The 14,146-nt window shown below is 40.3% G+C and carries 14 protein-coding genes; 8 read left to right on the top strand and 6 right to left on the bottom strand.

Translation table 11 applies throughout. From position 1 onward, the window contains the following. Window positions 1–4: 4 nt before the first annotated feature. Entirely contained in the window at window positions 5–400 is a 396-nt protein-coding gene (locus ACP2AF_RS03030) for a hypothetical protein (protein ID WP_425234765.1), read from the bottom strand. Between the two features lie 156 nt (window positions 401–556). Here ACP2AF_RS03030 and ACP2AF_RS03025 point away from each other — a divergent pair, with 156 nt between their 5' ends. The 7 genes from ACP2AF_RS03025 (at window position 557) to ACP2AF_RS02995 (ending at window position 7,431) form a co-directional block, all read left to right on the top strand. Beyond that, window positions 557–1,231 carry a TetR/AcrR family transcriptional regulator gene (locus ACP2AF_RS03025; RefSeq protein WP_425234764.1) on the top strand — a complete coding sequence of 225 codons (675 nt, stop codon included), beginning with the start codon at window positions 557–559 and terminating at the stop codon, window positions 1,229–1,231. A gap of 3 nt (window positions 1,232–1,234) precedes the next feature. Next, window positions 1,235–2,902: a peptidase domain-containing ABC transporter gene (locus ACP2AF_RS03020; protein ID WP_425234763.1), complete on the top strand. Its 1,668-nt coding sequence runs from the start codon at window positions 1,235–1,237 to the stop codon at window positions 2,900–2,902. A 5-nt stretch (window positions 2,903–2,907) separates the two neighbouring features. Beyond that, a complete protein-coding gene (locus ACP2AF_RS03015) occupies window positions 2,908–4,263 on the top strand; it encodes an HlyD family secretion protein (protein ID WP_425234762.1) in 1,356 nt (451 codons plus the stop codon). Window positions 4,264–4,301: 38 nt separating this feature from the next. After that, the gene (locus ACP2AF_RS03010; RefSeq protein ID WP_425234761.1) at window positions 4,302–5,672 is read left to right on the top strand and encodes a TolC family protein; all 1,371 of its coding nucleotides are present in this window, start codon (window positions 4,302–4,304) and stop codon (window positions 5,670–5,672) included. A 223-nt stretch (window positions 5,673–5,895) separates the two neighbouring features. Then, window positions 5,896–6,258, top strand: coding sequence for a hypothetical protein (locus tag ACP2AF_RS03005; RefSeq protein WP_425234760.1), 363 nt, complete (start codon window positions 5,896–5,898; stop codon window positions 6,256–6,258). Window positions 6,259–6,322: 64 nt separating this feature from the next. Further along, complete coding sequence (locus ACP2AF_RS03000; RefSeq protein ID WP_425234759.1) at window positions 6,323–6,619, top strand: hypothetical protein; 297 nt, start codon at window positions 6,323–6,325, stop codon at window positions 6,617–6,619. Window positions 6,620–6,807: 188 nt separating this feature from the next. Beyond that, a complete protein-coding gene (locus ACP2AF_RS02995) occupies window positions 6,808–7,431 on the top strand; it encodes a thioredoxin family protein (protein ID WP_425234758.1) in 624 nt (207 codons plus the stop codon). On the opposite strand, the gene ACP2AF_RS02990 is transcribed toward ACP2AF_RS02995, so the two are convergent. The 5 genes from ACP2AF_RS02990 to ACP2AF_RS02970 all read right to left on the bottom strand — a co-directional run bounded on the left by ACP2AF_RS02990 (window position 7,408) and on the right by ACP2AF_RS02970 (window position 10,926). Continuing rightward, complete coding sequence (locus tag ACP2AF_RS02990; RefSeq protein WP_425234757.1) at window positions 7,408–8,139, bottom strand: hypothetical protein; 732 nt, start codon at window positions 8,137–8,139, stop codon at window positions 7,408–7,410. The two genes, ACP2AF_RS02995 and ACP2AF_RS02990, sit on opposite strands and share 24 nt — an antisense overlap. 74 nt (window positions 8,140–8,213) lie before the next feature. Next, complete coding sequence (truB, locus tag ACP2AF_RS02985) at window positions 8,214–8,927, bottom strand: tRNA pseudouridine(55) synthase TruB (protein WP_425234756.1); 714 nt, start codon at window positions 8,925–8,927, stop codon at window positions 8,214–8,216. Between the two features lie 45 nt (window positions 8,928–8,972). Beyond that, window positions 8,973–9,767, bottom strand: a complete 795-nt coding sequence (locus ACP2AF_RS02980) for an undecaprenyl-diphosphate phosphatase (RefSeq protein WP_425234755.1) — start codon at window positions 9,765–9,767, stop codon at window positions 8,973–8,975. Window positions 9,768–9,769: 2 nt separating this feature from the next. Next, window positions 9,770–10,039, bottom strand: a complete 270-nt coding sequence (locus ACP2AF_RS02975; RefSeq protein WP_425234754.1) for a DUF3098 domain-containing protein — start codon at window positions 10,037–10,039, stop codon at window positions 9,770–9,772. Between the two features lie 8 nt (window positions 10,040–10,047). Further along, window positions 10,048–10,926, bottom strand: a complete 879-nt coding sequence (locus ACP2AF_RS02970; RefSeq protein ID WP_425234753.1) for a cell division protein FtsX — start codon at window positions 10,924–10,926, stop codon at window positions 10,048–10,050. A 111-nt stretch (window positions 10,927–11,037) separates the two neighbouring features. On the opposite strand from ACP2AF_RS02970, the gene ACP2AF_RS02965 reads away from it, so the two are divergent. After that, complete coding sequence (locus ACP2AF_RS02965) at window positions 11,038–14,139, top strand: leucine--tRNA ligase (protein ID WP_425234752.1); 3,102 nt, start codon at window positions 11,038–11,040, stop codon at window positions 14,137–14,139. The last annotated feature ends 7 nt before the right edge of the window (window positions 14,140–14,146 follow it).

The following is a 14,146-nucleotide window of genomic DNA, read 5'->3' as shown; positions in this document are numbered from 1 at the left end:
TAGGTTATTGTGTATTATCTATTTTAGGGTATGGACTACCCGTGTTGTTTTCCACCGAAATAGGAACCAATTTTGCCGTGATGGTCTGAAATAAATTATAAAAATCCCTACCATCCTCACGTCTTAGCGTAAGTTGCTTGGATCCATCACTGTTCAGATCCATACGTTCAACGATTAGTTTACTTCCAAATATGTTGAAGTAATTGTTCATCCCGTCCCAATCGTCCAGACCGCCCATGATGGCCATAACTTCCTCTGCTGGAAGTTGTATTTCATGTATGGTGGAGGCATAGGAGGTCTCAATTTTCTGATAATCGTCCAATACCAACAAACCCGTTTGTTGTGCACTCCCTATAAAAAACGAGGCGATAATTCCCATAAAAGTTACAAAAAATTTCATTTTTATTGTGATATTATCAGTTTTACGCCCTACTAATTACAAATATAACAATACTTCTAAACATGGAAGTGATACTTCCGTTAAATAGTTGTTAAACTATTAAAATATGATAGTAATACTATTATATTTGCCAAATAATGGTAAACAAGGACAGTTATGGAGCATCTAATGCAATCTTTGAAAATTGGGATTAACGAAAAAATTTTTATCAAGGATCCGGAATCTTCGGATTTGGGAAAAAGAATAGTGGAAGAGAGTATTCTAATGATACACGAGATGGGGTTCGAAAGTTTCACATTCAGAAAATTAGGTGCCAGGATCGGATCCAATGAAAGCTCTATTTATAGGTATTTTGAGAATAAACATAAACTTCTATTATACCTTACTTCATGGTATTGGGGGTGGTTGGAGTATCAATTGGTGTTTTCTACCAATAGTATTCCCGATATGAAGGACAAACTTACCAAGGCGATAGAGATTATGACCCGTGAAACCAAGGAAGATTCCGCCTTTTCGCATATCAACGAAGTTATATTGAACAAGATCGTAATCAATGAATATTCAAAATCCTATTTGACCAAAGAGGTTGATGAAGAAAATAAGGAAGGGTACTTCGTTATCTATAAGAGGTTGATAAATCGCATAAGCAATATGATAAAAGCCCTGGATTCCGGTTATCCTTACCCATCCAGCCTTGCAAGTACCATTATTGAAGGGTCCTTGCACCAATATTTCCTAAAAGAACACTTTTCGTCCCTAACGGACTGCAATGAAGACATAACCCCTACCCAGTATTTCATTGATTTAGTGTTCAAATCCTTAAAAGCTTAATACATGGCAAAAAAGATTTTGACGGCATGGCAGCGCTTGGTAGGCCTACTAAAACTGGATAGAAAGGACGTACTTCAAATTTTCTATTATGCCATCTTTGCGGGACTTGTGACCCTTACCTTGCCTTTGGGTATTCAGGCTATTATTAACCTTATTCAAGGAGCCCAAGTGAGTACCTCCTGGATCATACTGGTTATACTGGTTACTTTGGGCGTCGCCTTTGCCGGGATACTACAATTGATGCAGATTAGGATCATTGAAAATATCCAGCAAAAAATATTTACGCGCGCCTCCTTTGAATTTACCTACAGATTTCCCAAAATAAGAATGAGCGAGTTGCGGAATTTTTACCCTCCTGAATTGGCCAATCGCTTTTTTGATACGCTCAACGTTCAAAAAGGTTTATCCAAACTTTTAGTGGATTTTCCAACGGCTTTACTTCAGATTATCTTTGGATTATTGCTGCTTTCCTTTTACCATCCCTTCTTCATTATTTACGGGATACTATTAATAGTATTGATTTATATCGTATTTAAGTATACCATTCAAAGGGGTTTGGAAACTAGTTTGGACGAGTCCAAAAACAAATACAAGGTAGCCCATTGGATACAAGAGGTAGCCCGTTCCATTATTAGCTTTAAACTTTCCGGGAGGACCAATCACGCCCTTCGGAAAAGCGATGACCTTGTAGACGGTTACCTAGAAGCCAGGGAGAGCCACTTTAGGATATTGGTACTCCAATTTATTCAGATGATCGGGTTTAAGGTATTGGTAACCGCTGGTTTACTTTTAATAGGCGGCCTATTGGTATTGAACCAGGAAATGAACATTGGCCAGTTTGTGGCAGCGGAAATCATTATCCTATTGGTTATTGCCTCTGTGGAGAAACTTATCCTAGGTTTGGAATCCTTTTATGATGTCCTTACTTCTCTAGAAAAGTTAGGTCAGGTAGTAGACAAGGAGTTGGAACCACAACAAGGGGAAGAGCCTTTCAAGGAGCATGAAGGGTTTACCGTGGAATTGGACAGGGTTACCTTTAAAGCACCCGGGACCAATAGAAAGATCATAGACGATGTTTCCCTTACCATAACTCCAAACTGTACCATTTTGTTACAGGGGCCCAATGGTTCCGGGAAGGCTACCTTGCTACGACTTATTGCAGGTATTATTGAACCGGATGAAGGCGATATTTTTATTAATAATGTGTCTTTGAGGGGGCTGAATCTCAACTATTACCGTGCCCACTTGGGTCAATCACTAACAGAAGAGTCGCCCTTTGAGGGTACAATCTTGGAGAACATAACATTTGGGGATGATGACGTTCCTATGGAGGATATTTATTGGGCTTTGGAAAAGGCTGGGCTAACCCAGTTTGTAAAGGAACAGCCCCAAGGGCTAAAGACCATTATTTATCCGGAGGGGAAACAGATTTCCTATACTATTTCCAAAAAAATAGTTTTGGCACGGAGCATTGTAAGGAAACCTGAATTGATTATTCTTAAAGATCCCTTGGATCAATTTGATGAAAAAGAGGCTACTCGCATTATGGATTTCCTTACCCATAAGGATAGTCCATGGGCTTTAATGGTAGTGAGCCAAAACCCAAAATGGATTGATCGATGTGGTCGTATCCTCACTTTGGAAAAAGGTAAAATAACTAGCGAAAAATAGATTCTATGTTGAATATCTCAAGAAACAGTGTAAACAAGAACGTGGATTTAGAGGGATACAAATCCACGGAAAAAGTTTTCCATAAAAGGCATTACAAACACTTTAATAGGTTCCTAACGGGATTTGCGGTAGCTTTTATAGTCATCTTGTTTTTACCCTGGACCCAGAACGTCACGGGTGATGGCTATCTCACCACATTGACCCCGGATCAAAGGCCCCAGACCATTCAATCCCCTATTCCAGGTAGGATTGAGAGGTGGTACGTCAAGGAAGGTGATTTTGTTCAAAAAGGGGATACTATACTGCACATTTCGGAAATCAAGAACGAATATTTTGATCCAATGCTGGTAGAAAGAACTGGACAGCAAATTAAGGCCAAGTCTATGTCGGTGCTCTCATATCAAGAGAAAGTGAAGGCCCTGGACAACCAAATTGCCGCACTTGAAAAGGAACTCAGGTTAAAATTGGAACAAGCAAGGAACAAACTGTTGCAGGCAAAGCTAAAAGTACAAAGCGATAGTATTGACCTTGAGGCTGCTAAAACCAATATTACTATAGCAAATCGTCAATTTGACCGTACCTCACAATTGGAGAGTGAGGGCTTAAAGGCCGTTACCGATGTGGAGGAAAAGCGCCTAAAACAACAAGAGACCCAGGCCAAACTTATTTCCCAAGAAAATAAATTGTTGGCCAGTAAGAACGAAGTAATTAATGCGGAAGTGGAGATTACCCGGGTCAAGGCGGAATATGCCGATAAAATTGCCAAGGCACAGAGCGATAAGTTCACCGCCCAATCAAACCAGTTTGATTCCGAAGCACAAGTCACCAAACTGGAGAATGAATTTACCAACTATGAGATACGCAACGATCTCTATTATATTCGGGCACCCCAAACCGGCTTCATAAATAAGGCCATACAATCCGGGATTGGAGAAACCTTTAAGGAAGGCGACCAGTTGGTTGGGATTATGCCTGCCGACTATGAAATGGCTGTGGAGACCTTCGTTAGGCCCATAGACCTACCCTTAATGCATTTAGGCGAAAAAGTTCGGATACAGTTTGATGGTTGGCCCGTAATTATCTTTAGTGGATGGCCCAATCTGTCTTATGGAACCTATGGCGGCGTCGTTGTGGCCATTGAAACGTTTATCAGTGACAACGGTAAATATCGCGTTCTTTTGGCACCCGATGTTGAGGATCACCCATGGCCAAAAGATTTGAGGGTAGGTTCCGGAGCCAACACCATTGCACTTCTAGAAGATGTGCCTATTTGGTTTGAGTTATGGCGACAGCTCAACGGATTTCCTCCAAATTACTATCAACCGGAAAGTGCTAAGATGGCCAATGCCGATAAAAAATAGATATGGGGAGGCATATTTTTTTTCTTATCGTCATGTGCATGACATCGGTTCTGCATGGTCAGGATGTGGATACCTTGGTGCTGAATTTCAAGGAGTACTTGGGGTATGTTAAAAAGTATCATCCCGTGGCCAAACAGGCAGAGTTGAACATCGGTATTGGACAGGCCAATCTTATGAAGGCCCGTGGCGGTTTTGATCCAAAAATTGAGGTGGACTATGACCGAAAGGAGTTCAAGGGGATTGAATATTACGATGAGCTTAATGCGACTTTCAAAATTCCTACCTGGTACGGGATAGAACTAAAAGGAAATTTTGAGCAGAACGATGGGGAGTTTCTAGATCCCTCCTTATCCGTACCTACCGACGGACTTTATAGTGCCGGAGTATCTGTTTCCTTGGGAAGAGGTTCTTGGATAAATGAGCGTATGGCTACGCTTAAACAGGCCAAATTCTTTAGGGAGCAGACAAGGGCGGATCGGGATCTTTTGGTAAACCAGATTTTGTTTGAAGCTTCCTTGGCCTATTTTGATTGGTTGCAGGCCTACAAGGATACTGAGATATTTCGAAATTTTTTGACCAATGCCCAAATACGTTTTGAGGGCATTAGAAAAAGTGCCCTGGCTGGTGACATTGCTTCAATAGACACTGTAGAGGCCAAAATCGCCGTTCAAAATAGGGCCCTGGGCCTGGAACAGGCCAAAGTGAGGATGATAAAAGCGGCATTAGACCTATCCAACTTTTTATGGTTGAACGATAATATTCCAGTAGAGATACAGCCCAATGTAATCCCGGATATCTATGTTGAGGAGGATATTGATGTTACTTTAGAGATTCTGGGCAAGCCTCTGGATAGTTTTACCTTGCAGAACCATCCCAAATTGAAATCTTTGGATTTTAAAATTGACGGCTTAAGAGTTGATAAACGACTGAAAACGAACAGACTGTTACCCCAAATAGATTTAGAGTATAACTTTTTGACCGAAACCCCTGAGCTTATCAACTCCTTTGAACCAGAAGAGTACAAAGGAGGTGTAACCTTTAGACTCCCATTGTTTTTAAGAAAAGAACGTGGAGATTTAAAATTGGCAAAATTTAAACTACAGGATGCTGAATTTGAACGGGATAATGCTGAAGTACAGATACAGAACAAGATACTGGGTATTTATCGGGAATTGGAATCCTTTGATTCGCAAAACGTATTAATAGATGATATTGTCAATGATTATGAAACCTTGTTGACCGCGGAGGAACGTAAATTTAGCTTTGGTGAGAGCTCCTTATTTCTTATCAATTCCCGTGAAAGTAGTCTGATTGATGCTGAATTAAAACAGAACGAAGTACAAAATAAATACTTCACGGCCAAGGCCAAACTATTCAACAGCCTTGCTGTGAATCCGGAAAACCTGTAATAGCAAATAAAACGCTCTTTTGACTTTGGAGGGGTAAATATAAACCCATATTAATAGTATTACTATTATATATTGAAAGTTTAACTTGTGTTTAACTTAGTATTACTTTCAAAAAAAAGCGTGGATGTTTACCTTTGTAGTATTATTAAAGTGAGCAAAATAGAATCACAGATAAGGTTTATAACATGAATCGGTAGCTTACAAACATTTAAAAACCGAATGAATGAAAAAGGAAATAATACTACCCTTTCCCGAATACGATAAGAACGATCGAACAAGAACCACCACTGATAATGAAGAAATTCCGATTAGGCCTGGAATGCTATTTAAGTTAGGCAGGCCCTCTAACTTATATTATGAGTTCATTTACGCGTCCTTACATTTTGACAGACATAAGTTATCGGACTTAAAGGAATTATTACAGTTCCGTGGAACGGAGGTTCAGGTGGTAAGCATTTTAAAAATGAAAGACGGCAGCACTATAGCCGCGTTGTCCAGAACCGATGACAAGGCCTTTTCCGAAAACACTACAAAACTCTTTGCCGATATTTCAAAAAGCATAAAGGCTAAGGAACTTCTTGGATAGACCTTACGAAATCTACTTAAAACTATTTCAATAACACTTTATATACTATAATTTATAATTGACTATGATTAAGAATAACTATAAAAAATTGTCACTGGCATTAATAACTAGTTTGTTTTGGGTAATCGGAATAAACGGACAAATGAGCAATACTCCACCACTTAATGCCAATTTGGACATAAATACGATAGATTACATTGAAGATGATGAACCCATAAACTTGAATTTTGACCCGTATGTATATTTGCCCGAAAATTTTGATCCGTATTATGGAATGGTCTTAGAGTTGGACGATATTATTTATTTGGAATGCGAGGAAGAAACAGACTTGGATTCGGGACCGAATATTCTTTTCCCATAACACGATGAAAAAGAAGGTAACAACCTACAAAGGCTCTCCAATTAATCGAGGGCCTTTTGCTTTTTAATGTTTTTGAAAAGCACGAAATTGGGTTTGTAAGTATTGTTTCTTTTTATCTACCAATGTAACCCAAGTTACTATTTCAAAATAATGAGACCAGTAATTTTGTTCTCTTAAACAAAGCTTTTATGGAAACAGTTATGTACAAAATCGCACAGGAATTAATTCAGGAAAGTTTACCCAGGGCCATTTCTTATAAGGAATATCGGGCCAAAGTAAGTCAGTTAGCAGCTGAAGGGAAATCTACAGGTCCAAAGCAGACAGAAGCCCTTGCCAACTATACTGTACTTAACGATAAACGTATGAAGCGTTTTGACAAAACTGTGAAGATAGATGAAGAAAGTACGAACAGAATTTTGGAGATTGGAAAGGAAATTACATTTCTGGTACTTACTGAAAGCTGGTGTGGTGATGCCGCCCCTACGCTGCCTGTTATGAACAAGATATCGGAATTGAACCCCAATGTCTCCCTAAAGATTTTACTCCGTGATGAAAATCTAGAGCTAATGAACCATTTCTTGACCCAAGGTACCCTTTCAATCCCTAAACTGATTATTATTGAGAATGCCACTGGAAATGTATTGGGCGATTGGGGTCCAAGACCCAGCACGGCCACTGAAATGGTTCAGGAATTCAAGGAAACATTTGGAGCACTTACCTCGGAGTTCAAACAAGATTTGCAGATGTGGTACAATAAGGACAAAGGAGTCACCACCTTAAAAGATATTCTAGCGAACCTTCCCTTGAAATAAATAGGTAATCGTACCTTTTTGATTCGTTTTTGAAGAAGAGTTGAACTTTGCCTTTAGTGCATAGGTAATGGCATTGTCAACCAAACACCCATTGGAAGTACCTGAGCTTTTTGCATTAAAGTGAGCTTCAATAACATTGCCTAGTGCATCTACTTTAATATTGATGACTACCTTTCCACCTTCTATGCAAGTGTAAATTGGTGGTGGAAGTTTATAATTGTTACGTCCTACCAAGGAATAGGAAACGGAAGTTCTTCTTTTGGCCAGATTGTTAGTAAACTCTTTTTTTTGGGCCTCTTTCTCTCCTAATAACTGTTTTTGTTCCTCTCTTTTTTTTGCCAGTTCCTTTACGCGTTCTACATAATCGGAATCCGATAGCAAATCCGAGGGGTCTTCTGCATCAGTGGCCGCTTTTTGCTCCTCCATAAGTTCCTCCAACGTTTTAAGAGGTTCTGGGTTCCCATAACTGGGTTTTTCATTTTCGTTAAAAGCCATGTGACTTTTTATAGGGTCGGCCTCCTGCAACTCCTCTAATTTTTTTTCTTCCTCCTTGATCAATTCTTCCAAAACCTCTTGATCCAGTATCATCTCTACCACATATTCCTCCGCTTGCTGTTGCCCCAAATGGATGTTGTAAAGCCCCAACACTAAAATGGCCATAGTGAAAAAGGTGATGATAAAGGATAATTGCTGGCGGTTTAGATCCATAACGCTATAACCGATATTTCTTTAAAATATTTTAAATTTTCGTTGAACGGGGATACCAATCCCTACAAAATAACCTATTTTAAGTCATTGTTTCCAAGAAGCTTTTCGCTAAAAACAACTGGGTCAACGGCTTTATTTACGTTGTAATCCCCTATTTTGGTTCTTCTTAGGCTTGACAAATATCCGCCGGAATTCAACGCCTTACCAAAATCATGGGCTAAGGAGCGAATATATGTGCCCTTGCTACAGACCACTCGAAATTCCAATATGGGTAAGTCAATAACTCTGATCTCAAACTCGGAAATGACGACTTTTCTTTTATTTATTTTTACTTCCTTGCCATCCCTTGCATATTCGTAGAGCCGTTTCCCATCTTTTTTCAAGGCAGAAAATACAGGCGGGCGTTGCTCAATTTCACCAGTAAATTTATTCAATGCCAAATGGATTGCTTCCTCGGATACATGATCGATCGGGAAAACCTTGTCTATTTCAGTTTCCAAATCATAGGACGGGGTGATGGCCCCAAGAGTAATAGCCCCAATATATTCTTTTTCTTGACCTTGCAAAGTTTCGATTTTCTTGGTGAATTTTCCGGTACAGATCAATAAGAGTCCTGTCGCCAAGGGATCTAGTGTCCCCGCATGCCCAACCTTTATCTTTTTAAGGCCGAACTTTTTCCGTATGGCCCATTTAATTTTGTTCACCGCTTGGAAAGAAGACCACCCTAAGGGCTTATCGATTAAAAGAAGCTGCCCATTTAAAAAATCTTCTTTGCTAAGGATGTCCATTTTAAGATTTATTTGGAGTCTTTACAACAATGAGAATTTATGTATTCAACCCCAAAAACTGTACCCAATTGCCAGAAGACCAACGATTAGGCAATATATTGCAAAATAGGTGAGTTTACTATTCCTTACCAATTGAATCATCCAGGTACATGCCGCTAAACCTGCAATGAAAGCCGCAACAAAGCCTACGCCCATGGCCATGACATTTTCGCTTTGGAAATTAAGTTCCCCGCTCATGATGTCCTTGGCCATTTTACCAAAAATCAAAGGAACTACCATTAGAAAAGAAAACCGGGCAGCCTTCGTTTTGTCCACTCCAAGCAATACCGAAGTGGCAATGGTCGCACCGCTTCTTGAAATTCCAGGAAGCATGGCAACGGCTTGGGAAAGACCAACGATAAAGGCCTTTGGGAAATTAACTATTTTGTTGGTATCCTTGGCCTTATCGGCAAAATAGAGCAAAACGGCCGTAATCAACAACATAAAACCCACAAATTGGATGTCACCTCCGAAAAAGGCCTCTAATTTCTCTTCAAAAAAAAGGCCAACAAAGGTGGCAGGTAGCATCGAGACAATTATTTTAAGTGAGAATTGGGTTTCCTCGTTCCACTTAAATTTGAAAAGACCGGCTAAAATTTCCCAGACATCCTTTCTAAAGACCACAATCGTGCTCAATGCCGTGGCGAAATGGAGCACCACGGTAAAGAGAAGGCTTTCTTCCGGGATGGAGTTGTCCCCCAATATGGCCTTGCCCAATTCCAAGTGGCCACTGGAGGATACCGGTAGAAATTCTGTTAATCCTTGAATAATACCTAGGATTATAGCATCAAGTGTGTCCAAAATTAGTTTCGCTTCTTATGCGGATTCAACAAAATGGCATACACTTCTATTCCCAGTCCAATAAGCACAAGGGTGGGGGCCAAACGTATGCGTCTAAAATTGTAGATATCCTCATTAAAAACATTGGGGTCATCGCTTCCTCCTCCACTCATTAAAATGAAGCCCAGCGCAATGAAAGCTATCCCTATGAACATAAACAGGTAGTTTTTTCGTTGAAAAATAAATTCCGGCTTCGGTGGTTGTGCTGCTTTACTCTTCTGATTTTTGGCCATACGCAAATTTAATAATATAATTCGTCCGTTTTAAGATTTAGAAAACGTTGTGTTGCAAAATAGGTGCTGATAAACGAAATAAAAATTCCAAGGACAAAAACACTGCCAAAGAGTCCTATCAACATTGGGCTGTCCCTAAAAAGTCCTAGTTCTGGAAAGTTTTTGTCCAAGTAGAACAAAGCTATAATCAAAACTATGAGTGCCAATAGCGCTCCCAACATTCCCAATTTTATATTGGTCCATATAAAGGGTCTTCGAATAAAGGTTTTGGTAGCCCCTACCATTTGCATTGTTTTGATAATAAATCGTTTGGAGTAAATGGACAATCGTATGGAACTATTAATGAGCAGAACGGCTATAAAGGTAAAAATAGCACTGGCAACTAAAATCCAGAAACTGACCCTTTTCACATTTTCGCTTAAAAGACCTACCAACGGTTCGTCGTAACTTACTTCATCCACATAATTTTTTGCGGTAAGTTCTGCCGCTATTTCTTCTATTTGAAGCGGCGAAACAAAGTCTGCGTTGAGGTTTACATCAATCGAATTTTTGAGTGGATTATAACCTAAAAAGTCCAAGAAATTTTCCCCAATCTCCTCACTATGGTTTTCTGCAGCCTCCTCCTTGGTAACATAGGTGGCGGATTTGGTGTATTCCGCCATGGCCAAACTTTTTTGCAGTTGATCTATTTCTACTTCCTTGGCGTTATCTTTTAAGAATACGGACAAAGTAATTTGTTCTTTAAAATGATTTGCCATTTTATTGGTGTTGAGCACCAAGAGTCCAAGAACTCCCAACAGAAATAATACCAAGCCAATACTCAATACCACGGAAAAATAAGAGGAGATCAGCTTACGTCTTTGGTACTGTTCAAAGGATTTGCCCATAGCTATTTATCAATGGTGTAAAAATAGGAAAGTAAATTGAATAAACTTATTTTTGCCCATACACATCAGACCTGTTAGGTTTCTATAACTTGACAGGTCTAAAACTGAAATATGAAATACAATTTCAAGGAAATTGAGGCCAAGTGGCAGGGATATTGGGCGAAACACGGAACCTTTAAGGCCAAGGGTGATTCTGAAAAAGAAAAGTTCTATGTTTTGGATATGTTTCCTTATCCTTCGGGCTCAGGATTGCATGTTGGTCATCCCTTAGGTTATATCGCCAGTGATATTTATGCGCGGTATAAGCGTCACAAAGGGTTTAATGTTCTGCACCCTATGGGCTATGACTCCTTTGGGTTGCCTGCGGAGCAGTATGCCATCCAGACCGGGCAGCATCCGGCAATAACCACAGAAACCAACATTAAGCGATATAGGGAGCAATTGGACAAACTGGGTTTCTCTTTTGATTGGAGCCGGGAAGTACGCACTTCGGATCCTAAGTATTACAAATGGACACAATGGATTTTTACTCGGTTGTTTAATTCATGGTACAATACAGACACGGATAAGGCTGAAGATATTGCCAATTTGATCGCATCATTTGAAAAGGACGGCAATACGAACGTGAACGCATCTTGTGATGAGGACACCCCTCAATTTTCGGCATCGGATTGGGCCGCTTTTACATCCAAGGAAAAACAGGAAATACTACTCAAATATAGACTGACGTATTTAGCGGATACCGAGGTCAACTGGTGTCCAGCTTTGGGAACTGTTCTAGCCAACGATGAAATCGTAAATGGAGTTTCGGAACGAGGAGGTCACCCCGTTATCCGAAAAAAGATGACGCAGTGGAGTATGCGCATCACTGCCTATGCCCAACGATTGTTGGATGGACTTGAAAAAATTGATTGGCCACAGCCCCTTAAGGATTCGCAAACCAATTGGATTGGGCGATCGGAAGGTGCGAGTGTAAAATTCAAAGTTAAAGGTCCAACATTGGATAGCGCTTTAAACCCTGAATCTGAAACTGTGAAGGGTGAAAATTTTATTGAAGTTTTTACTACAAGACCTGACACCATTTTTGGGGCGAGCTTTATGACCTTGGCACCTGAACATGAATTGGTATCCAAAATAACCACTCTGGAACAAAAAGCTGAAGTGGAAGCCTATGTGGAGGCTACGGCCAAACGCTCTGAACGCGATCGGATGGCAGATGTTAAATCCATTACCGGGGCTTTCACGGGAGCCTTTGCCGAACATCCCTTTACCAAGGAGCCTATTCCCGTTTGGATTGGGGACTATGTACTGGCCGGTTATGGAACCGGAGCTGTGATGTCCGTACCTTGCGGGGATCAACGCGATTATGACTTTGCAAAGCATTTTGGCATTCCTATTCCCAATATTTTTGAAGGTGTGGACATCTCGGAGGAGGCCTTTGCCGATAAGGAAAAGACCATTATTGCCAATTCGGATTTTCTCAACGGACTAAGCTACACCAAGGCGACCAAGAAAATCATTGCGGAACTTGAAAAAATCGGAGCGGGGAAGGGCAAAGTGAATTATCGATTGCGTGATGCCGTTTTTAGCCGTCAGCGGTATTGGGGAGAACCTTTTCCGGTCTATTATGATGCAGAAGGGATTCCTCAAATAATCGGAGAAAAATACCTCCCCTTGGAATTGCCTGAAGTAGAAAAATACCTCCCCACGGAAACTGGGGAGCCGCCTTTGGGCAATGCTGTTGATTGGGCCTGGAATATGAAGACCAATACAGTGGTCGGAAATGATTTAATTGACCATAAAGCCGTATTTCCGTTGGAACTAAATACCATGCCGGGTTGGGCCGGGAGCTCCCAGTACTTTAACCGTTATATGGATCCACTTAATAGCGATGAAATTTTTTCTCAGGAAGCGATCAACTACTGGCAAGATGTGGATCTATATATTGGAGGAAGTGAACATGCTACAGGTCATTTACTGTACTCCCGGTTTTGGCAGAAGTTTATGTTCGACAAGGGATTGGTGCCTGTGGATGAATATGCCAAGAAATTGATCAATCAGGGGATGATTACCGGAACAAGTGCTTTTGTTTATGTTTATGCAGGAATGTATTTGGATAAAGGTGAAGTCCATGTTGGTACTGGTTATGGGAACTTGATTCTAAGTAAATCCAGAGCTAGATTCATAAAAAAGTATCTTAATATACTGTCGGATTTGTGGTGGAAGACTAGTAAAGAAAAGAATAGATACCTTGAACTCTATGGAATTGATGGAGAAACATTCGATAAAATATTATCGGTTTATAACGACTTAAAAAATAAGGTTGAAAAGCTAGGTTTAGTTTCGATAGACTGGATGAGAGATATATTTCCTGTTAGGACTAGGAGAGTAGATATAGATCAAGTATCAACATCCGATGTTTTAAATGTTGAAAAATTCAAAAAAGATAAGAGGCACGAAGAATTAAAAAATGCTCAATTTGTTTATGAAGAAGATGGAAGTTTTGAGGTCTTTAGGGAAGTTGAAAAAATGTCCAAGTCGAAATACAATGTAGTCAATCCCGATGAAATCTGTGAGGAATATGGTGCGGATAGCCTTCGCCTATACGAAATGTTTTTGGGCCCCTTGGAACAATCCAAACCTTGGAATACGGCAGGGATTACCGGGGTACATTCCTTTTTAAAGAAATTGTGGCGGTTGTACCATTCCGGTACTGAAGGTACATTTTCGGTTTCGGACAGTGAACCTTCCAAGGAAAACCTAAAGACCCTTCATAAAACCATCAAAAAAGTAGAAGAGGATATCGAGAACTTTAGCTTCAATACTTCGGTCTCTACCTTTATGATCTGCGTTAATGAACTTTCGTCCCAAAAATGTACAAGCCGTAAAATCTTGGAACCGCTGGCCATTTTGATATCGCCCTATGCCCCGCATATAGCAGAGGAGCTTTGGCATGGACTGGGCCATACCGAAACCATTTGCTATGCACCATTTCCAAAATTTGAAGAGCACTATTTAGTGGAGAGTAGTAAGGAATATCCCATTTCCTTTAACGGGAAAATGCGCTTTACCTTGGAACTACCTCTGGATATGGGAAAGGAAGAAATTGAGAAAATGGTGATGTCCCATGAAAAGACGCAACATCAATTGCAGGGCCGTACGCCAAAAAAAGTCATCGTAGTACCTGGAAAGATTGTGAATATCGTGGGATAAGGAAATG

Source organism: Ulvibacterium sp. (assembly GCF_965248315.1).
Classification (GTDB): Bacteria; Bacteroidota; Bacteroidia; order Flavobacteriales; family Flavobacteriaceae; genus Ulvibacterium.
The sequence above is the reverse complement of the archived record's forward strand: the minus strand, read 5'-3'. Positions and strand labels throughout refer to the sequence as shown.